Annotated in this window: 15 protein-coding genes; 8 read left to right on the top strand and 7 right to left on the bottom strand. The window is 62.5% G+C overall.

Annotated features, from left to right (window positions below):
* The 3 genes from JMY24_RS11755 to JMY24_RS11745 form a co-directional block, all read right to left on the bottom strand.
* The gene (locus JMY24_RS11755; RefSeq protein ID WP_128596401.1) at positions 1-939 is read right to left on the bottom strand and encodes an ABC transporter permease subunit; all 939 of its coding nucleotides are present in this window, start codon (positions 937-939) and stop codon (positions 1-3) included.
* A 15-nt stretch (positions 940-954) separates the two neighbouring features.
* The gene (locus JMY24_RS11750) at positions 955-2,571 is read right to left on the bottom strand and encodes a peptide ABC transporter substrate-binding protein (RefSeq protein WP_128596402.1); all 1,617 of its coding nucleotides are present in this window, start codon (positions 2,569-2,571) and stop codon (positions 955-957) included.
* A 173-nt stretch (positions 2,572-2,744) separates the two neighbouring features.
* Positions 2,745-3,317 (bottom strand): helix-turn-helix domain-containing protein, encoded by a 573-nt coding sequence (locus tag JMY24_RS11745; protein ID WP_201702081.1) that lies wholly within the window; start codon positions 3,315-3,317, stop codon positions 2,745-2,747.
* Positions 3,318-3,846: 529 nt separating this feature from the next.
* Here JMY24_RS11745 and JMY24_RS11740 point away from each other — a divergent pair.
* From JMY24_RS11740 to JMY24_RS11710, 7 genes are all read left to right on the top strand, one after another.
* On the top strand, positions 3,847-5,391 hold the full coding sequence (locus tag JMY24_RS11740; RefSeq protein WP_413231244.1) for a peptide MFS transporter: 1,545 nt from the start codon (positions 3,847-3,849) through the stop codon (positions 5,389-5,391).
* A gap of 92 nt (positions 5,392-5,483) precedes the next feature.
* Positions 5,484-6,959 (top strand): MocR-like pyridoxine biosynthesis transcription factor PdxR, encoded by a 1,476-nt coding sequence (gene pdxR / locus JMY24_RS11735; protein ID WP_128596405.1) that lies wholly within the window; start codon positions 5,484-5,486, stop codon positions 6,957-6,959.
* Positions 6,960-7,418: 459 nt separating this feature from the next.
* The gene (locus JMY24_RS11730; protein WP_128590839.1) at positions 7,419-7,871 is read left to right on the top strand and encodes an HU family DNA-binding protein; all 453 of its coding nucleotides are present in this window, start codon (positions 7,419-7,421) and stop codon (positions 7,869-7,871) included.
* A gap of 388 nt (positions 7,872-8,259) precedes the next feature.
* Positions 8,260-9,669: a circularly permuted type 2 ATP-grasp protein gene (locus JMY24_RS11725; RefSeq protein WP_128590837.1), complete on the top strand. Its 1,410-nt coding sequence runs from the start codon at positions 8,260-8,262 to the stop codon at positions 9,667-9,669.
* Positions 9,670-9,811: 142 nt separating this feature from the next.
* Positions 9,812-10,762 (top strand): alpha-E domain-containing protein, encoded by a 951-nt coding sequence (locus JMY24_RS11720; RefSeq protein ID WP_128590836.1) that lies wholly within the window; start codon positions 9,812-9,814, stop codon positions 10,760-10,762.
* 10 nt (positions 10,763-10,772) lie between these two features.
* Entirely contained in the window at positions 10,773-11,573 is an 801-nt protein-coding gene (locus JMY24_RS11715) for a transglutaminase family protein (RefSeq protein WP_201702080.1), read from the top strand.
* A 291-nt stretch (positions 11,574-11,864) separates the two neighbouring features.
* Positions 11,865-12,737: a proteasome-type protease gene (locus tag JMY24_RS11710; RefSeq protein ID WP_128596406.1), complete on the top strand. Its 873-nt coding sequence runs from the start codon at positions 11,865-11,867 to the stop codon at positions 12,735-12,737.
* Between the two features lie 249 nt (positions 12,738-12,986).
* On the opposite strand, the gene JMY24_RS11705 is transcribed toward JMY24_RS11710, so the two are convergent.
* Entirely contained in the window at positions 12,987-14,174 is a 1,188-nt protein-coding gene (locus JMY24_RS11705; protein ID WP_128587883.1) for a porin, read from the bottom strand.
* 399 nt (positions 14,175-14,573) lie between these two features.
* The gene (locus tag JMY24_RS11700) at positions 14,574-15,899 is read right to left on the bottom strand and encodes a YihY/virulence factor BrkB family protein (protein WP_201702079.1); all 1,326 of its coding nucleotides are present in this window, start codon (positions 15,897-15,899) and stop codon (positions 14,574-14,576) included.
* A gap of 203 nt (positions 15,900-16,102) precedes the next feature.
* Between JMY24_RS11700 and JMY24_RS11695 the strand changes: the two genes are divergently transcribed.
* Positions 16,103-16,642 carry a YbaK/EbsC family protein gene (locus JMY24_RS11695; RefSeq protein ID WP_128596407.1) on the top strand — a complete coding sequence of 180 codons (540 nt, stop codon included), beginning with the start codon at positions 16,103-16,105 and terminating at the stop codon, positions 16,640-16,642.
* 88 nt (positions 16,643-16,730) lie between these two features.
* Here JMY24_RS11695 and JMY24_RS11690 read toward each other — a convergent pair whose 3' ends face one another.
* Positions 16,731-18,218 (bottom strand): SulP family inorganic anion transporter, encoded by a 1,488-nt coding sequence (locus JMY24_RS11690; RefSeq protein WP_201702172.1) that lies wholly within the window; start codon positions 18,216-18,218, stop codon positions 16,731-16,733.
* Between the two features lie 237 nt (positions 18,219-18,455).
* Positions 18,456-19,046 (bottom strand): BPSL1445 family SYLF domain-containing lipoprotein, encoded by a 591-nt coding sequence (locus tag JMY24_RS11685; protein ID WP_128596408.1) that lies wholly within the window; start codon positions 19,044-19,046, stop codon positions 18,456-18,458.
* Positions 19,047-19,182 lie beyond the last annotated feature (136 nt).

Below are 19,182 nucleotides of genomic sequence, written 5' to 3'. Positions count from 1 at the left end.
TCAGTACCGGATGCGCGGATCGAGCCACGCATATGCGAGGTCGACCAGCAGATTGAAAAGCACCGCAACGGCGGTAGTCAGCACGACGAGGCCGAGCACGAGCGTGTAATCGCGATTGATCGCGCCGTTCACCACCAGTTGACCGAGCCCCGGCAGTGCGAATACCGACTCGGTCACGACAGCCGCCGTGATCGACGAAATGCAGACCGAGCCGAGCAGCGACACGACAGGCATCAGCGCCGGCTTTAGCGCGTGACGCAACACGATCGTGCGGCCCGGCAAGCCTTTCGCGCGCGCCGTGCGAATGAAGTTGCCCGACAGCACTTCGATCATGCTGCCGCGCATCACCCGCGCAATCGCAGCTACGTTGATGAACGTGAGCAGCACGATCGGCAGCACGCGATAGCGCCATTCGCCTTCGCCCCAGCCGCCCGCGGGCAGCCAGCCATGGCCTTCCGAAGTCTTCAGCAGAATCGCGAAGATCCACACGAGCACGGGCCCGAGCACGAACGGCGGCACGACGTTGCCGATATTGCCGAGCACCATCACCGCGTGATCGACGAAACGGTCGCGGCGCACGGCCGCCAGCGTGCCGAGCGTGACGCCGATTACGACTGCTATCGGCACCGACACGCCGCCCACGCCGAGGCTCACCGGCAGCGCTTTCCACACGAGGTCGTTGACCGACCAGTCGGCGTAGCGGAACGACGGCCCGAGATCGCCGTGCAGCAGCGAACCGAGGTAGTGGAGGTACTGCAGCCACAACGGTTCGTCGAGGTGATACTTGGCGTTGAGATTCGCGAGTACGGCTGCCGAGAGTTGCTTCTCGGTGTCGAATGGCCCGCCCGGCGTGAGATGCAGCAGCAGATAGCACGCGGTGATCACGGCGAGAATCGTCGGGATCGCCCAGAGCGTGCGGCGCAGCGTATAGGCCAGCATGTCGGTGCTCCGCGCTTAGTGCTTGATCAGATACATGTCTTGCGTGGCGCGCTGATCGACGTAGTTGGTCGACGTATAGCCGCCCACATACGGCTTCACGAGCCGTACCGCCGAGTACTGGAAGAGCGGCACCATCGGGTAGTCGTTCATTGCCGTGTCATGCGCCTTCGTGAGAAGCTCGGTGCGCTTTGCGTCGTCGAGTTGCTGGTTGGCTTCGTCGACGATCTTGTCCACTTGCGGATTGCAGTAGCGCTGATCGTTCTGCACGCTGTTGCAGCGGATCAGGTCGAAGTACGACATCGCGTCGTTGTAGTCGACGAACCAGCCGTCGCGCGAGGCCTGCACCTTGCCGTCATGCCGCTGCTTGAGCAACACCTTGTATTCGACGTTTTCGAGCTTCGTGGTCACGCCGAGCTTGGTACGCCATTCGGACGTCGCGAAAAGCGCAACCTTCTTGTGCAGGTCGTTCGTGTTGTACGTAAGCGTGAAAGTGAGCGGCTTCGCGTCGGAATAGCCGGCGCTCTTCAACAGATTACGTGCGTAGTCGACGCGCTTTGCCATCGGCCAGCCTGCCCAGTCCGGCTTGAATACAGCCGCGCCTTGTGTGCCCTTGGAGATGAGGCCGTACATCGGCAACTCGCCGTCGGCGGTCAGGCGCTGCGTCAGCAGATCGCGGTCGAGCACCATCGAAAGCGCCTGACGCACACGCTTGTCCTTGAAGAGCGGGTCTTCGTTGTTCAGGCTGTAGTAGTAAGTCGCGATTTGCAGGCCGGTCTTGAGCTCGGGGCCGAACTGCTTGCTCACTTGTGCATAGATGCCCGACGGAATCGAATACGTGTAATCGAACTGGCCGGCCTGATACATGCGCATGGCCGTTTCATCGTTTTCGATCGGCAGATAGGTCACTTTCGTGATCGCGACCTTGCTCGCGTTCCAGTAGGTTTTGCTCTTCGCGCCGACGAGACGGTTGTTGGGTTGCCAGTCGGCGAGCGTATAAGGCCCGTTGCCGACGAAGTTGCCCGGCCGCGTCCACTCGCCGCCGAACTTCGCCACGACGTCGCGGTTGACCGGCGCCATGGTCGGCATCGCGGCGAGTTGCGGGAAGAAGGCCGCAGGCACTTCGGTGGTGACTTCGAGCGTGTACGGATCGACGGCTCGCGCGCCGAGGCTCGCGAGCGGTGCCTTGCCCGCGAGGATTGCCTTCGCGTTCTTCACGAATTCGACCAACACCGTATATTTCGAGCCGGTTTTCGGATCGAGCACGCGTTGCCATGCGTAAATGAAGTCCGCCGCCGTGACCGGCTGGCCGTTGCTCCAGCGCGCGTCGTGACGCAGCTTGAAGACCCAGGTGTCGGGCGCGGTGCGCGTCCACGATTGCGCGACGCCCGGGACGACCGCGCCGGCCGCGTCGATGCGCGTGAGGCCCTCGAACAGGTCGAGCGCAATGGTGTTGCCGGTCCACGATTCGATATGAGCGGGGTCGAGCGATTCGGTTTCCGCCGGCACCTGGCGGGTGATCTCCTGGCTGGCGGCGAGCGTGACGCCGGGCGGCACCGTGACGGCAAACGCGGAAGAGGCAAATGTAAGGACGAGCGCGCTCAGCGCCGTCGCATAGGCAAACGGGGTTTTCATCGGTTCAGAATCGCAGGAAAGGTCGAGAGAGAAACGCGCTGACGCGGGAGCGCCCGGCTATCTGTCTTATTCGGGCCGGGGCGGCCCTTGTTGTTTGTCCGACATGCAGGAATCCTTACATTTGGTAATGCAGGCTGTCCCTGCCGGATGAACCGGAAAAGTAGCCCGCTTCTTTAAAACAGTCTCGGTGTGCCGACCCAGACAACCACCGACTCCACGCGAGCGGTGTTCACCCAGCTGTGCGGCACCGTCGATTCGTAATGCGCGCGGTCTCCCGCGCGCAGCACAAACGTCTTGCCTTCCAGCGTCAACGACACTTCGCCGTCGATCACATACATGAACTCTTCACCGGCATGCGTCGTGACTTCCGAGCGCTTTTGCCCCGGCGGCATTCTCACGAGGATCGCCTCGAGCTGACGGCCGCCCGTCACATTGGTCAATCGGGCAAACAGATTGGCCGAGTCCGCGAAACCGAAAAACTTCAACTGATCGCCGCGGCTCACGGACCGCTCTTCGCTAGGCGTGTCGACGAAATACTGCACCGTCACTCCCAGCGCGTGAGCGATACCGGCAAGCGACGTGATGGAGGGCGACGCCAAACCTCTCTCCACCTGCGACAAAAACGGCTTGGAAATTCCCGCCGCGGTTGCCGTGTCGTCCAGCGTTCGCTTGAGTCGTTGCCGCAACGCGCGGATCTTGCTGCCTATTTCGAGTGCCGCATTGCTCTTATGAATTGTCGTGACCATAGCAGGAGGAAATTAGCCCGTCAAAATTTGTTTGATATATACAAATATGGTTTGATGACGCCTTGCCGGGACTGCGGGCCTGGAGCCCCGGTTGGATACGCGCCGCATTTTTCAAGACAGCACGCTATGTTGCCAGAAGCCACACGACCTCCGGCCAATTTGACCGATGACGCCGCGAAAGCCGAGCGTCTCTTCCTCCAGGATCGCGCCAGGCTTCGGCCGTTTGCAACGCTATGCAAATTGAATATCAAGACGACAAAGGCATGACACGAAGGACAATCTCCGCGTACGCACATGGGCATGTACTTGGGCATGTACTCAGGCGCGGACTCATGCATCCACTCACGCACGCGCGACCGCGCGAGCCAGGTTGATGCCGCTCCCGAATCCCCAAGTATGGGCTAGCGAGATGCAAGCCCAAACGCCTGGGCCGATAACTCCTGGCCGTCGGGCCGTTTTCCGCAATTCGATGGTTCGCGGCGACTAACAAGTTCTCGCCGCCGCACACAACTGTTTCAAGCAAGAGGTAATGATGGATTTATCCAAACGCGCTGGCGCGCATGTTTCGCAGACGCGTTCCTTTTCGACGGTCTTCCTGATCGAGATGTGGGAACGTTTCGGCTACTACGGCATGGCCGCGCTGCTCGTGCTGTTCATGATCGACAAGCTGCACTTTGCGGACAGCCACGCGACGCTCACGTGGGGCGCGTTCACCGCGCTCGTCTACGCGTCGCCGTCTATAGGCGGCTGGATCGGCGACAAGATTCTGGGCGCGCGCCGCACGATGATTTTCGGCGCCGTGGTGCTGGCCGCCGGTTATCTGATGCTGGCGCTGCCCAACGACCAGCTTGCGTTCATGTACGCGTCGCTTGGCGTGATCGTCGTGGGCAACGGTCTTTTCAAGGCGAACGCGGCCAATCTCGTGCGGCGCATCTATGAAGGCGACGACGCGCGCATCGACAGCGCGTTCACGATTTACTACATGGCGGTCAATATCGGCTCGACGGTGTCCATGCTCGCCACACCGTGGATCAAGGATCATTGGGGCTGGCATACGGCCTTTGGCGTCTGCTGCGCGGGGATGCTGTTGTCGGTGGCGAACTACTTCGTGATGTTTCGCACGCTCGCGCATATCGGCTCCGCGCCGGACGCCGAGCCGGTACGCTGGCGGCGCGTCTGCGCGGTCGCGGCTGGTGGCATCGCACTGGGCGCGGCGACCATGTTCGTGCTGCAGCACAAGGCGATCGCGGTCGCCTGCGTGTACGCGGCGGGCGTCGCGATTCTGGCTATTTTCGGCTATATGCTGCTCAAGTGCGAACGCTCGGAGCGTGCGGGTCTCGTGGCTGCGTTGATCCTCACGGCTCAGGTGATTCTGTTCTTCGTGTTCTATGTGCAGATGTCCACGTCGCTCACGCTGTTCGCGCTGCGCAATGTCGATCCGCGGTTCTCGCTGTTCGGCATGACGCTCTTTACGTGGAGCGCGGCGCAATTCCAGGCGCTCAATCCGATCTGGATCATGCTGCTGAGCCCGTTGCTTGCGCTGCTTTATACGCGGCTCGCGAAGAGCGGCAACGACGTCCCGGTCGCGGTCAAATACGCGTTCGGCTTCGCGGTGGTGGCGGCCGGCTTCTTCGTCTATGCGGCAAGCGGTCAGTCTGCTGTGAACGGACGCGTGTCGTCGTGGTTCATGGTCGGCGGCTACGGCCTGTATTCGCTCGGCGAACTGCTGGTGAGCGGCCTGGGCCTCGCGATGATCGCCCGCTACGTACCCGCTCGCATGAGCGGCTTCATGATGGGCGCGTACTTCGTCGCAACCGGTGTGTCGCAGTATCTGGGCAGCGTGGTCGCGAATTTCGCGCAGATGCCGGCCGGCGACATGGACCCGCTCGTGTCGTTGCCGCTTTATACGAAGCTCTTCACCGGTCTCGGCTGGCTTGCCGCCGCGGGTGCGCTCGTCGCGGTACTGCTGTTGCCGCTGATGCGCAAACTGTCGCGTGAACATCAGCGATGCAGCGACGAGGCGCGCGACGGCGCAACGCGGTCTGCTACGCCCGGCGGCGCGGTGACGGAATAAGCGAGCTCGCCGGAACGCGATGGGTTCAGTTTGCGGCTGCCGTTTGGCCTCGCCGAAGTATCATGGCGCGGACATCTCAGGTAGCCGGTCAAATGGAAATCCACATCGCCGTAGAAGGGCATCACGATCTGTCCGGACAGATTTATCGACAGTTGCGAGCCGGCATACTCGAAGGGCGTCTTGCCGGCGGCACGCGCTTGCCGTCCACGCGCGATCTCGCGACGCAGTTGGGCGTGTCGCGCAAGACCACGCTCGACGTGTTCGAGCGGCTTCTCTCCGAAGGCTATCTCACCGCGCGGGCCGGATCGGGCACGTTCGTCGCCGACGGTCTTGAGCGCTTGCCGGTGGAGCGCTCGCCGCATGCGCGCGTGGCGGATTCGTCGCGCGAACGTGCGAAGGACAGGCGGGACGCCGCGCGCGCACAACCGCTGTGGGAGCGGATGCCCGACAGCTTGCCGGTGCCGCGGCCATCGGTGCCGTCGCCATACGATTTCGTCGGCGGCGCCACCGACAAGACACTGTTTCCATTCGACGTCTGGCGCCGCTGTGTGAATCACGCGTTGCGTGCGCAGGCGCGCGGACAGGGGACCTATCGCGACGCGGCCGGCGAACAGGAGTTGCGTCTCGCGATCGCACGCTACCTCGCGTTCAACCGGGCGGTGTCGAGCAACTGGGAAGAGGTGATCGTCACGCAAGGCGCGCAGCACGCGCTCGACCTGCTCGCGCGTGTGACGCTCGGCCCGGGCGAAGTCGCGGCCATCGAAGATCCCGGTTACCCGCCGGCGCACGCGTGCTTCACGGCGACCGGTGCGCGTGTGGCGCACGTGCCCGTCGACCGTGAAGGTTTGATCGTCGGCAAGCTGCCGGAGAACGCGCGGCTGGTCTACGTGACGCCGTCGCATCAGTTTCCGCTGGGCATGCCGATGAGTCTCGAGCGTCGCGTCGAACTGCTCGAATGGGCGCAGAAGCGCGGTGCCGTAATCATCGAAGACGATTACGACTGCGAGTACCGTTTCGAAGGCCGGCCGATGGAGCCGTTGAAAAGCCTCGACCGTGCCGGCCTGGTTGCATACGTAGGCACGTTTTCGAAAACTATCTTTCCCGAGTTGCGGGTCGGCTACGTGGTGCCCCCCGCGTCGCTTTACGGGCCGCTTTACAAGGCGCGGCAGATTGCGGATTGGCACGGCTGCACGCTCACCCAAACCGCGCTTGCGTCGTTCATGCTCAACGGCGATTTCGCCAAGCACTTGCGGCGCATGCACAAGACCTACGCGGCGCGGCGCGCGCGACTGCTCGAACATCTGCAAGGAGGTCTTTCACCCTGGTTCGAGCCGATCGTGCCGACCGCCGGCATCCACATGGCGGCGCGCCTGCGAGCGCCGCTGACGGAGCAGGCAGTGGTGATGGCCGCGCGCGAGGCGTCAATCGGTCTCTATGGACTCGCGCCGTTTTATCAGCGCGTTAAACCGCAGGCCGGTCTGATTTTCGGCTACGGCAACATTGCCGAGCAACATATCGACACGTCGCTCAAGAAGCTTGCGGGCATCCTCGCGGGCCTCGCTTCATAGCCCGGGAAATGAGACTGCGGATGTGACGCGATGGCTGCAAAGATTCACGCGGCGCGGCCAATGCGGAGTTACCCGAAGCACCGTTGCCTGTTACGTCGCGAATCGAAGATAAGGCCAGCGCCGTCCAATGCACATCGAAACGCGGTGTGAGCGGCGCTAAAAACGACCAGGCGATGGCACGCGTCGATCCATCGTGCCGTGCAGAATGTGCCGCTATACACGCACTGAAACCGCTTGTAACGCAACTTACGTGTCGGTGTTGCCGGACCCGCTGAACCAGTTTACCCCCTGAAACAAGCATCAAAACGTGTCGCGCAGTCTGCGCCGCGCAACAAACCTGCGCTGTTATACATAAAAGAGTCGCGCAAATCGCATTAGCGCTTGTAGAATCCGGCGTTGAAGCGTGCACATACCGTATGCGCTTCGTGCAATTCACTGACCACAACAGGTAGGAGAAACATGCCGACTTCCGCAAAAAAGGTGGCCAAGAAGGCTGCTGCCCCGGTACCGACCAAGAAGGTTGCTGCAAAGAAAGTCCCTGCGAAGAAAGCTGCCGCAGCTAAGAAGGTCGCCGTGAAGGCGTCCAGCGCACCGTCGCCGATCAAGGACACCTTCACGAAGGCCTCGCTGGCTGCACACGTTGCTGAACGCGCCGCTGTGGAACCGAAGGCTGCGAAGGCCGTCCTGGCCGCGCTCGAAGACACGATCCTCGGCGCAGTTCACAAGAAGGGCGCTGGCGAATTCACGCTGTCGGGTCTTCTGAAGATCGTCGTGCAAGCTGTGCCGGCCAAGAAAAAGCGCTTCGGCAAAGACCCGTTCTCGGGCGAAGAGCGCTGGTTCCCGGCCAAGCCGGCTAGCGTGCGCATCAAGGCACGCCCGCTGAAGAAGCTGAAGGACGCTGCAGCAGGCTAATTGCGCATCGTGCGTCGGCGAGGCGGTTGACCACAGTTCGCCCTGGTTGACCTCCGGGCCTCGCGCACTGCAATTCCGCTCTGCAAGTCGTATGAATCCCCGTGGATGAAAATCCACGGGGATTTTTTTGCGCCCGTTTTTGCGCGCCGCAGGCGCCCGAAAGCGCGACGCGGTGCATCGGCAATGCGTGCGTGCACTGTACTAGCGCATCGTGTGCTGCCGCAGTACGATGACAACGAGACCCTCCGCCCCGCTATGCGCTGTTCGTGTGCACGTCTGCGGTTTCACGCGCTAAAAGCCGAATGGCATAGCGCTTGCTTGAACGAATATCGAACACCGAATGCGCAGCGCATTCGCCTTCTATCCGACAACAAGAGCGGGGCGTGACATGCGATGCTATGACGAGATGCGTCATCATGACGATGCCGTGCGGCCACACTACGCGCGCTTCGAACGGTGGCTCTCGAAGCAGGGAAACGAAGCGATCGCACGCAAGCGTGCCGAAGCGGACCTGCTGTTTCGCCGGGTCGGTATTACGTTTGCGGTGAACGGCGACCTGTCGGGAACCGAGCGGCTAATTCCCTTCGACCTGATTCCACGCATCATTCCGCGCAGCGAATGGAAGACGCTCGAAGCGGGTCTGCGTCAGCGGGTCCGGGCGCTCAATCTGTTCATCCACGACGTGTACCACGATCGCAAGATCGTGCGCGCCGGCATCGTTCCCGCTGAACAGGTTTATACCAACGCGCAATATCGGCCGGAAATGCAGGGCGTGAATGTGCCGCTCGGTGTTTACGCGCACATTGCCGGTGTCGACGTGGTGCGCGCCGGCGACGAAGGCGAGTTCTACGTGCTCGAAGACAATCTGCGGGTGCCGTCGGGTGTGTCGTACATGCTCGAGAACCGCAAGATGATGATGCGGCTTTTTCCCGAGCTTTTCGTACAGAACCGCATTGCGCCGGTCGCGCATTATCCCGATCTTCTGCTCGATACGCTGCGCTCGGTGGCGCCCGAAGGCGTCGACGATCCGGTCGTGGTGGTACTCACGCCGGGCATGTACAACTCCGCGTATTTCGAGCACACGTTCCTCGCGCAGCAGATGGGTGTCGAACTGGTGGAAGGCAAAGATCTTTTCGTCGACGACAACTATGTGTTCATGCGCACGACGCAGGGACCGAAGCGTGTGGACGTGATCTATCGCCGCGTGGACGACGATTTTCTTGACCCGCTAGCGTTCCGTAACGATTCGGCGCTCGGCGTGCCTGGCCTCTTGACCGCGTATCGCGCGGGACGCGTCGCGCTCGCGAACGCGATGGGCACGGGCATCGCCGACGACAAATCGATCTATCCGTATGTGCCGGAAATGATCGAGTTCTACCTGGGCGAGAAGCCGATTCTGAACAACGTTCCCACGTTCCAGTGCCGCAAGCCGGACGATCTGGCGTACACGCTTGCGCATCTGCCGGAACTGGTCGTGAAGGAAGTACACGGCGCGGGTGGCTACGGCATGCTTGTCGGACCTGCTTCGACGAAGGCCGAAATCGAAGCGTTTCGCGAGCGTCTGATCGCGCGGCCAGCGGGCTATATCGCTCAACCCACGCTGGCGCTGTCCGCTTGCCCCACGTTTGTCGAGGCCGGCATCGCGCCGCGCCATATCGATCTGCGTCCCTTCGTGCTGTCGGGCAAGACCGTCACGATGGTTGCGGGCGGACTCACTCGCGTCGCGTTGCAGGAAGGCTCGCTCGTCGTCAATTCGTCGCAGGGAGGCGGGACCAAGGACACGTGGATGGTCGACTGACGCAGTTGCTGCGCGGCTGCAACCACCGCGCCCGCAACCCAGCGCGCCGGGGCATTTATCAGGAAGCCGCCGGCGCATACGGATAACCAGCGCGAGCTTTTCACTTCATATAGCTTCGCGTCATCAGATACGGAACGCCGTCATGTTAAGCCGCACCGCCGATCACCTTTTCTGGATGGCCCGCTACATGGAGCGCGCGGAGAACACCGCCCGCATGCTCGACATCAACCTGAAGGCGCTTCTGCTGCCGCAGACACCCGAGCAGGAGGCGCGCGCGCAACGTTCGGTGCTGCGCATTTCCGAACTCGAAACGGCGTTCGCGCAACGCTACGACGAGCCGACGCGCGAACACGTGCTCGACTTCATGGTGGCGGACGCGAACAACCCTTCGAGCATCCACTCGTGCCTGCAGGCGGCGCGCGAAAACGCGCGTGCCGTGCGCGGTACGTTGACGACCGAATGGTGGGAGACCATCAACGATACGTGGCTCGAATTCCACGAGCGCATTTCGTCTGGCCAGGCGGCCGCCAATCCGGGCGCGTTGTTCGAGTGGGTGAAGTTCCGTTCGCATCTTTCGCGCGGCGTGACGATCGGCACGGCGCTGCAGGACGACGCGTTTTTCTTCACGCAGCTGGGTACTTTTCTGGAGCGCGCCGACAACACCGCGCGCATTCTCGACGTGCGCTTTGCCGACGTCGAGCCGAATTCACGCGACGCCGCGCGTCAGCTCGAAGACTTCTATTACTGGACTTCGATACTGAGCTCTGTGTCCGCGCTGGAAATTTACCGCAAGGTGTATCGCGATGTCGTCACGCCGGCCCGCGTGGTCGAACTGATGATCCTGAACCAGCAGATGCCGCGTTCGCTGCTGGCTTCGCTCGAAGGGGTCTGCGCGAATCTGGCGATGCTGCGAACGTCCGGCTCGAACCAGTGCGAGCGTTTTGCCGGCAAGCTGCGTGCCGAACTGCTGTACTCCGACATCCGGCAGATCTTCGAAGCCGGCCTGCACGCCTACCTGACGCAGTTCCTCGCTCGCGTGTTCGAGCTGGGCAATCTCGTCGCGCGTACTTATCTCATGCTGCCAGTCGCCTGACGGAGTGCTTATGTATCTGACGATCCGCCACGACACGTCCTATCGTTACGAAGCGACTGTCCATTATTCGATCCAGCAATTGCGGCTGACGCCGGCCAACGGCGCTTCGCAGATGGTGCGGCGCTGGAGTATCGACACGCCGGGCAAGCTCGACGCGACCTTCGACGCCTATGGCAACGCGCTGCATACGCTCGTCATCAACAAGCCGCACAGCGAGATCCGGCTGCAGGTGTCGGGCGAGGTCGAGACGATTGCGCTGCTCGACGGCCGCCTGCTCGACGACGTCGGCCCGATTCCGCTCGAGCACTTCACCTGCGCGACGCGTCTGACCGAAGCGGACGCGGCGATCCGCGAACTGGCGGGGGCAGTCCCGAGCCTCACCAGTTCGGCGGGTCTGATCGCGCTGTCCGAGCGGATCGTGGAGCGCGTGCAGTACCACCCCGGCATCACCGAGGTCACCAGCACGGCGGCGCAGGCGCTCGCGCTCGGCAACGGTGTCTGTCAGGACCATGCGCATCTGATGCTCGCATGCTGCCGCGCGCGCGGCGTTCCGGCGCGCTACGTGAGCGGCTATATCGAGCCTGGCGACGTGCCGCATGCGGCGAGCCATGCATGGGTAGACGTGTGGCTAGACGGCACGGGCTGGGTCTCGATCGACGTCACGCATGCGGCCTTCGCGAGCGAAATCTACTGCCGGCTGGCGGTCGCGCGCGACTACGAGGCCGCGGCGCCGGTGCGCGGCCGGCGGATCGGCGGCAGGGAAGAAGAGTTGGAAGTTTCCGTGACGGTCAGCGCGCAGATGTCGCAGTAGATTGCGGCAGGGCACGGCAGCGTGCGGAAGCTGGCGGTGTAGGCTGCATTCGCCCGCGTTAGCGTTAGGTCCGCGACTGCCGGGTACACGAGTCTCTTTTGTGCGGGCGCTTGTCGAGCGCCTGCGCTTTCACGCGTGACGTTTCGCGTAGCGCCCACCGCGGCTGTCCGCTCGTGCCAGTGTTCGCCACTATCAAGAACAAACCCGCCGGGGCCGTAATACGGTATAGAGGCGCATCCGCGCCGCATTACAATAGCGCCGTTCAGTCGTTTTTCGCGGGTATCCTCTCTTATGACTTACTGTGTAGCGATGTCCGTCGACGAGGGCCTCGTGTTCCTTTCGGACACGCGGACCAATGCGGGCGTCGACCACATCAGCACCGCCCGCAAGATGTCGGTGTTCGAGCAGCCGGGTGAGCGCATGCTGGTGCTGCTGGGCGCAGGCAATCTGTCGCTTACGCAGGCCGTGTTGCACGAACTGTCGGAGCCGAGCGATCCGACGCAGCCCACGCTCTGGAGCGCGCCGACCATGGCTGACGCGGCGCGTGTGATCGGCCGCGCGGTGCGTTGCGTGCATCAGCGGGAGGCGGAAGCGCTGCAGGAATTCGGCGTCGACTTCAATTGCAGCTTTATTCTCGGCGGTCAGATTGCCGACAACCGGCCGCGGCTGTTCATGATCTATGCGGCGGGCAACTTCATCGAGGCCTCCGCGGTCAACCCGTATTTTCAGATCGGCGAGGCGAAATACGGCAAGCCGATTATCGACCGGGTGCTCACGCCATCCACGCCGCTCGACGAAGCCGCAAAGTGCGCGCTCATTTCAATGGACTCGACGTTGCGCTCGAACCTGTCGGTCGGACTGCCGCTCGATCTGCTGGTCTATGAGAAGGATTCGCTGCGTGTCACGCGTTTTGTGTCGATCGATCACGACAACGCTTACTTCGAGATGATTCATCGCACGTGGGGCGAGCGGCTGCGTCAAGTGTTCGGCGAGATCCCCGATCCCGACTGGCAGGAATCGCCCAACGTGCCGATGCTGCAGCGCGAGCGCGCGCTTGTGATGCACCGCGCGCCGGTGGGTGCCGACGGCATCGAACATGATCTCGACGTCAAGCCCGCGCAGACTTTGGCGCAGGCGGAAAAGGGCAAGGCGCAGCGCAGGTAGCCGTCGAGGAATATAGCGTTTGCTTACGCCAGCGTGCCGGAATCGGCGCGGCTCATAGCGGGCGATTTAATCGAAGTAGAGGTCGTCACAAGCTCGCTTTGCGGGTGCGTCGGCGGCCTTTTCTTTTTGGTGTGCCGCTCGACCCTTGATGACCTTGGCCAAAAGCAACGGGCGAAAAAAAACCAGCCACCGGCTTTCGCCCGTGGCTGGTTTTGAACTGCGTAAGCTTCAGCAGTCCGTCAAGCTCGATTAGAACTTGTGGCGGATGCCCAGGCTGACGATCTCTTGCGAGCTCGAAGCCGAGTTGTAGCCGTACGAACCGATTGCCGCGCCTGCGCTGACCAGTGAACCGTTCGAAGCGCGCTGATCGCCGCTGGCGTGCTGGTAAGCACCGACCAGGTAGACGTCCGTGCGCTTCGACAGGTTGTAGTCGCCGCCCAGCGAAACCTGGTGGTACGTTGCGCTCGCGTCGCCGCTAGACTTCGTGTAGATGTAGCCAACGCCAACCAGCAGTGCCGGCGTTGCCTGGTAGCCCAGGTATGCGCCGCCGACGTTGTACTTCTGGGTCGAACCGAAGCCCGAGAACGCGTCCGGCTTGTACTGTGCGTTGCTGTAGCGCAGGTTGGCCGTGAACGGGCCTGCCACGTATTGAACAGCAACCGAAGCGATGCCGATCGACTTGGCCGCGGCGTATGCGCCGTTGACCTGGTTGTCGAACGTGCCGTCCGACGTGCTGCCATTCCAGCCAGCCGTCGGCGGCGTGCCAGCCGTGCGGCTAGCCAGCGTGTTGCCGTTGCTCATGTGGAAGTAGCCGGCTGCAATGCTGAACGGACCCGTTCCGTACGTTGCAGCGCCCGCCCAGGACTGGCCCGAACCCGTTTGACCGGCGACGCCGCCAAGTGCGTACATACCTTCGAACTGGAAGCCGCCCCACACCGGCGAGGTGTACTTGATGGCGCTGTTCGTACGCGACGAGTTGTCGTTGTTGTCCACGTCGCCCGGCGTCGTGAACGTCGAACCGAAGAAGTTGTCACCCGTCAGCGGTTGAACCAGATCGACCAGCGGGTCGTACTGGCGACCCAACGTGAACGTACCCCACTGATCGCCGGTCAAGCCGACATACGCCTGACGACCGAACAGGCGACCGCCCTGGTTCAGACGGCCGTTGTTCGGATCAAAGCCGTTTTCCAACTGGAAAATCGCCTTCAGACCGCCGCCCAGATCTTCCGTACCCTTCAAGCCCCAACGGCTGCCCTGCAGGTTGCCAGCGACCAGGCCCACCTGGTTCGTGTTTTTGCCCGTCGCGTCGACAGTGTTGTGCGCGAACTGGATCGATTCATCGATCAAGCCATACAGGGTCACGCTGCTTTGAGCATGTGCGGCGCCGGTGGCGCCAAGAAGCGCCAGCGAGAGGGTAGACAGTGCGATTCGTTTCATCCATTTCTCCACGCAGATGATTAGTTTACTTGTTGCGGAAAGGAGAATAGCTCAGGGCGTCAATCGGTAAGAACTGGAAAAAAAAGAGTGTCGCCAAAAACCGACAATCGTCGCAAAGCCTTGTATTTAAAGCGGGTTCGGGATTGTTTCTTTTTTCGCAATATTGATTCGTTGCATTCGCATTATTGTTGTTTTGTTGACTGAGACCCAATCAGAACGGGCCGTTTCAGCATTTATGCGTAAGTAATCTGTAATGAAGTCGTCTAAGCGCGGACTAAGGGTTTTGGAGTGGGTGCTGGCGGGCGAGGCGCGCCTCCGCCGAAAAGCGGACTAGACATGTTCCGCCGATTGTGATCAACGCGCACCATCGAGGGGCAAAACGGTGGCCGCAGCCGTTGCCTACTTTTGCGCGATGTCGTCGTCACGGTTGTGACGCGCGATGGTGGCCGCCGCGAGGCCGGCGGCCGCGGCCAGTGCTACCGATTTCCACGGATGCTCGCGCACGTAGCGATCTGCCTGGACCGCTTTGCGGCTAGCCCCGAGTAACGTGACCGCGGCGAGATGGGTCGCCTGGGCTTCCGCCGATATCACCGAGCGTCCGACGTTCAGCGCGGTCGCGCGCGCCGACGCCTTTTTACGTAGTTGCAAGCGCCGTGGGTCGTAAGCCGCCGATCCTGCGGCTCCCGTTTCCGCGTGGGCGGTGCCGAGGGCAGCCGTCGGCGCGTCGCTGCGGAACGCATCGGCGTCGGCGTGCAAGGCCGCGTTTGCCGGAACCGTCGACGCCGCCAACACCGACGCGAGTTTCGCGCGGCTGCCCGGCGGCGAGTCGCCTTGCATGCCCCAGCCGCCGCGCGGGTCGCTAAGTCGGCCCCGCGCGGCCGAAAACTCAGCGCCGAGCAGCAGCACGGCGGCCGAAAAATACAGCCACATCAGCAGTACGGCGAGAGAACCCGCCGCGCCGAACGAGCTTGCCATGCCGGCATGCGCGAGATACAGCGCGAACAGCTTCTTGCCGGCCGAAAACAGCACCGCCGCGACGATCCCGCCGACCAGCGCGTCGCGCCAACGCACCTTCGCGTCCGGCAGGAATTTGAGCAAGCCGGCGAACGCAAACGCGAGCACCAGCAAACCCACGCCGAGTTGCAGCAGATTGCCGATCACGACATACGGCGAGTCGCCCCACAGCCATTTGCCGATGAACGTGATCACCGTATCGAGCACGAGAGAGACGATCAGCAGAAAGGCGACGCCGAGCACGAGCCCGAACGAGATCAGCCGCACGCGCACCAGTGCGATCACACTCGATGTGCGTGGACCCGTGTTCGGCCATACGACGTTGAGCGCGCTGTTGAGCGACGAGAAAGTGGCTGACGCGCCGATCGCCAGCATCGAAAACGAGATGATGGCCGCGACGCCGCCCGCGCTGCCGCTGTGGTGCGCGTTCTCGACGATGGTCTGCACGCCCGCCGCGGCCTGGTCGCCGAGCAGCCCGTGAATGTGGTCGAACAGTTCGCCGCGCGCGGCCTCGGCGCCGAAGAACCAGCCGGCCACTGCGATCACCATCACGAGCGTCGGCGCGAGAGAAAAGGCGGCGTAGAACGCAATGCTCGCTGCCATTGCCGTGCAGCGGTCTTCGGAGAACTGCTTGAGCGCTCCGATTGCCCAGTTGGCCTGCTTGCGAGCCGCATGCTGGAGGTTCTCGGCGGAAAGCGTGTCGATGTCCATGGTCGAAGTCTCGATGGGTACGGGCGCCGGCCGGCACGCGCGAGCCGCTCGGCCAGCGAGGCGCAGCCTCGTATCGCTGTCTTTCGCAAACCTTGTGCCTGTGACTATAGCAAGCGCGTTAGTTTGCGAGCGGCTCTGCCACGCGCCCATGCGTGTTGCCGCTAGAATGCGATGGCTTACCTCATCTACTTTTATAGACTGCCATGCATTCGCACGAAGCCTTAACGCAGTTGGACGTGATTCCCGCGGAAGAACTCGCCGCGCATTTGCCCGCGCATGTTCTCGCGCAGTTGCCGCTGCAAGGCGTAACGGTTTTTTCCGTGACCGACGACGCTTCGGACACCGCCGCATTCAGCGCGCGCTACGGCTTTGGTCTCGAAGACTGCGCAAATACGATCGTGGTGCGCTATAAGAAAGACGGCGGCGAGCATTACGCGGCGCTCGTTTCGCTAGGGTCGTTGCGACTCGACGTCAATGGCGCGGTGAAGGCGGCGCTCGGCGCGCAGCGGCTCTCGTTCGCCAAGCGCGAGGTCGCGGTAGAACTGAGCGGAATGGAGTTCGGCGGCATTACGACTTTCGGGTTGCCGGCGGACTGGCGCATTCTCGTCGATGCCGCCGTGATGCAGCGTGCGCAGATCGTCATGGGAGCGGGCATCCGCGCGGCGAAGCTTTTGCTGGCACCCGACGTGTTGCGCCAGTGGCCGCGTTGCGAGGTGGCTGACCTGACGTTGCCCGCGGAGTGAATGTCGTTGGCGTGCCCGCTCAGGAGCACGCCGCATGAGCGCGGGGGCCAGAGAACCCTCAGAACCTTCAGAACCCTCAAGCCACCCCTCAGGCGAACCCGACACCCGCGCGGCTCAACAAGCGCTGGTTGCGCTCGGAAAGGTTCTTTACGCGAAGCTGCTTGCCGGCTTTGCGATAACGCTCGTAAAGACCCTGCAGCGCCGCGAGCGCGGAATGATCCGCGAGCAGCAGATGACTGCAGTCGATCGTGACATCCGCCGGATCCTGTTGCGGATCGAACAACTCGTGAAAACGGGTGGTGGAAGCGAAAAACAGCGTGCCGCGCGGCACATAGATTCTGTCGCCGGCACGATCTTCGACATGCGCGTGAATTTCGCGCGCGTGCTGCCACGCGAAGTTGAGCGCCGCAATCACGATGCCGCACAACACGGCAATCGCCAGATCGGAAAACACTGTGATGAGCGTGACCGCGACGATCACGAGTGCGTCGTTGCGCGGCACCTTGCCGAGCACGCGCAGCGAACCCCACGCGAAAGTTTGCTGCGCGACCACGAACATCACGCCGACCAGCGCGGCAAGAGGAATGCGTTCGATGAGCGGCGACAGGAACAGGATGTACATCAGGATCATCACGCCGCTGACAATGCCCGAAAGCCGCGAGCGTCCCCCCGAATTCAGATTGATCATCGTCTGACCGATCATCGCGCAACCGCCCATGCCGCCGAACAGACCCGAGGCGATATTCGCCGCGCCCAACGCGAGACACTCGCGATTCGGCTGGCCGCGCGTCCCGGTGATTTCATCGGTCAGATTGAAGGTCAGCAGCGTCTCCAGCAGACCGACAATCGCGATCAGGACCGCATACGGCAGCACGACTTGCAGCGTCTCCACGTTCAGCGGGACGTCAGGCAGATTGAAACTCGGCAGCCCGCCCGCGATGTGCGCCAAATCCCCCAGCGTGCGCGTAGGCAGATGCAGCAGTTGCGCAAATACGCCCACGCCGACGATCGCCACCAGCGCGGGCGGCGCTGCCCGCGTGAGACGCGGCAGTACATAAACGATCAGCATGGTGAACGCGACGAGGCCGCACATCATCGCGAGAGCGCTGCCGTGCAGCCATGCTTCGCCTTGCGGCGTGCTCTGCCGGAAATGCGCGAGCTGCGCGGTGGCAATCACAATTGCGAGTCCGTTGACGAAGCCGAGCATCACCGGATGCGGGACCATGCGGATCAGCTTGCCGAGCCGCAATGCGCCGAACAGCACCATCAGAACGCCGCTGAGTATTACGGTAGTGAGCAGATACTGCGCGCCGTGCTGAACGACCAGCGCCACGATAACAACCGCCATCGAACCGGCCGCGCCCGAAATCATCCCTGGGCGGCCGCCGAATAGCGCAGTGATCGTGCAGATGAAGAATGCGCCGTACAGTCCCATGAGCGGATTGAGGTGCGCGACGAGCGCGAACGCGATGCATTCGGGAACGAGCGCGAACGACGAGGTCAGACCCGCGAGCACATTGGCGCGGATGCCGGAAAGCCTTGCGGGCCAACCGTGAGTAGGGCTAGCGGTATTCATCTTGAGCGAGGTGGTTTGCCGCGGCGAACGCTGCATCGGGAGATGCAGATGCCTGGCAACGTGAGCGTCCTGGCCTGAGGTGTTTCGGGGGCCGGGCGTTTGCGAAAGGGGTGGATTTTACAGCAGGTCAGTGGTTTTGACCGGCAGCGCCCGCAGCGTCTTGGCTTGATCGCGCAGAGAAGCGCAAGAACCATCGCCACGCGGTCCGCAAGGCGGCCGCGTGGCTTCTGACGTCAATCAGATGATGAGGCGCGAGACCTTAGTGCCTTCGAGCGATACGCCGGCCATCAGGCCGCCGTTCGTCAGAACGAATGCTTCGACCGGGCTCGTCGCGGTCGACGTATCGATCGCGCCATTCGCGCCGACCTTCAGCACGGCAACGGTCGCGTCAGCGCCGGCTGCCCAGCCCTGGCTGTTGAGGAATTTGTCGAGTGCTTCCTGCGTCATGAAGAGGAAGACGAGCGCTTTCGACTGTGCGCCGATCTGCAAGCCAAACGAGCCGGCCACCGTGCTGTAGTAGCCGCTCGTGCGGCCACCCACGCGCAGCGCGCCTTCGCCATATTGGCCGCCAACCCAGAAGCCCGCGGAAATCACCGACGGAAACACCAGCACGCCGCGCGCTTTCGCCACGAGTTCGCGCGAACCACTGACGTTCGCGTACAGACGCGAAAGCGTTGAGTCGACACCCGCGTTGATCGTATCGCGCTTGCTGGCGTTGGCGGACGCCGACCCGTTCGAAGACGAGGACGTGGTGGTGCAACCGGCGAGGCCGAGACTCGCGGTAGCGAAAGCCGCGCCGGCCGTCGTGATGAATTGTCGTCTGCGCATGTTATTTGTCCTTTTACGTTATCGAGGTGGTTTTTCTTTATCGATGAAACGGTAATGCCGTGACGTCGGCCGTTAGACCGATGTCAATGATAAAGGAGCATTTCCCGTGCCTGCGCATGTCGCCCGCGCAAAGACG

The sequence above is a fragment of the Paraburkholderia kirstenboschensis genome (assembly GCF_904848585.1).
In the GTDB taxonomy this organism is placed as follows: Bacteria; Pseudomonadota; Gammaproteobacteria; order Burkholderiales; family Burkholderiaceae; genus Paraburkholderia; species Paraburkholderia kirstenboschensis.
This window is presented reverse-complemented; position numbering and strand designations above follow the sequence as displayed.

What these genes read in the sequence shown, in the direction of transcription:
- JMY24_RS11755 (WP_128596401.1), bottom strand. Translation starts at nt 939, where the DNA reads ATGCTGGCCTATACGCTGCGCCGCACGCTCTGGGCGATCCCGACGATT.
- JMY24_RS11750 (WP_128596402.1), bottom strand. Translation starts at nt 2,571, where the DNA reads ATGAAAACCCCGTTTGCCTATGCGACGGCGCTGAGCGCGCTCGTCCTT.
- JMY24_RS11745 (WP_201702081.1), bottom strand. Translation starts at nt 3,317, where the DNA reads ATGGTCACGACAATTCATAAGAGCAATGCGGCACTCGAAATAGGCAGC.
- JMY24_RS11740 (WP_413231244.1), top strand. Translation starts at nt 3,847, where the DNA reads ATGATGGATTTATCCAAACGCGCTGGCGCGCATGTTTCGCAGACGCGT.
- pdxR (WP_128596405.1), top strand. Translation starts at nt 5,484, where the DNA reads ATGGAAATCCACATCGCCGTAGAAGGGCATCACGATCTGTCCGGACAG.
- JMY24_RS11730 (WP_128590839.1), top strand. Translation starts at nt 7,419, where the DNA reads ATGCCGACTTCCGCAAAAAAGGTGGCCAAGAAGGCTGCTGCCCCGGTA.
- JMY24_RS11725 (WP_128590837.1), top strand. Translation starts at nt 8,260, where the DNA reads ATGCGATGCTATGACGAGATGCGTCATCATGACGATGCCGTGCGGCCA.
- JMY24_RS11720 (WP_128590836.1), top strand. Translation starts at nt 9,812, where the DNA reads ATGTTAAGCCGCACCGCCGATCACCTTTTCTGGATGGCCCGCTACATG.
- JMY24_RS11715 (WP_201702080.1), top strand. Translation starts at nt 10,773, where the DNA reads ATGTATCTGACGATCCGCCACGACACGTCCTATCGTTACGAAGCGACT.
- JMY24_RS11710 (WP_128596406.1), top strand. Translation starts at nt 11,865, where the DNA reads ATGACTTACTGTGTAGCGATGTCCGTCGACGAGGGCCTCGTGTTCCTT.
- JMY24_RS11705 (WP_128587883.1), bottom strand. Translation starts at nt 14,174, where the DNA reads ATGAAACGAATCGCACTGTCTACCCTCTCGCTGGCGCTTCTTGGCGCC.
- JMY24_RS11700 (WP_201702079.1), bottom strand. Translation starts at nt 15,899, where the DNA reads ATGGACATCGACACGCTTTCCGCCGAGAACCTCCAGCATGCGGCTCGC.
- JMY24_RS11695 (WP_128596407.1), top strand. Translation starts at nt 16,103, where the DNA reads ATGCATTCGCACGAAGCCTTAACGCAGTTGGACGTGATTCCCGCGGAA.
- JMY24_RS11690 (WP_201702172.1), bottom strand. Translation starts at nt 18,218, where the DNA reads ATGAATACCGCTAGCCCTACTCACGGTTGGCCCGCAAGGCTTTCCGGC.
- JMY24_RS11685 (WP_128596408.1), bottom strand. Translation starts at nt 19,046, where the DNA reads ATGCGCAGACGACAATTCATCACGACGGCCGGCGCGGCTTTCGCTACC.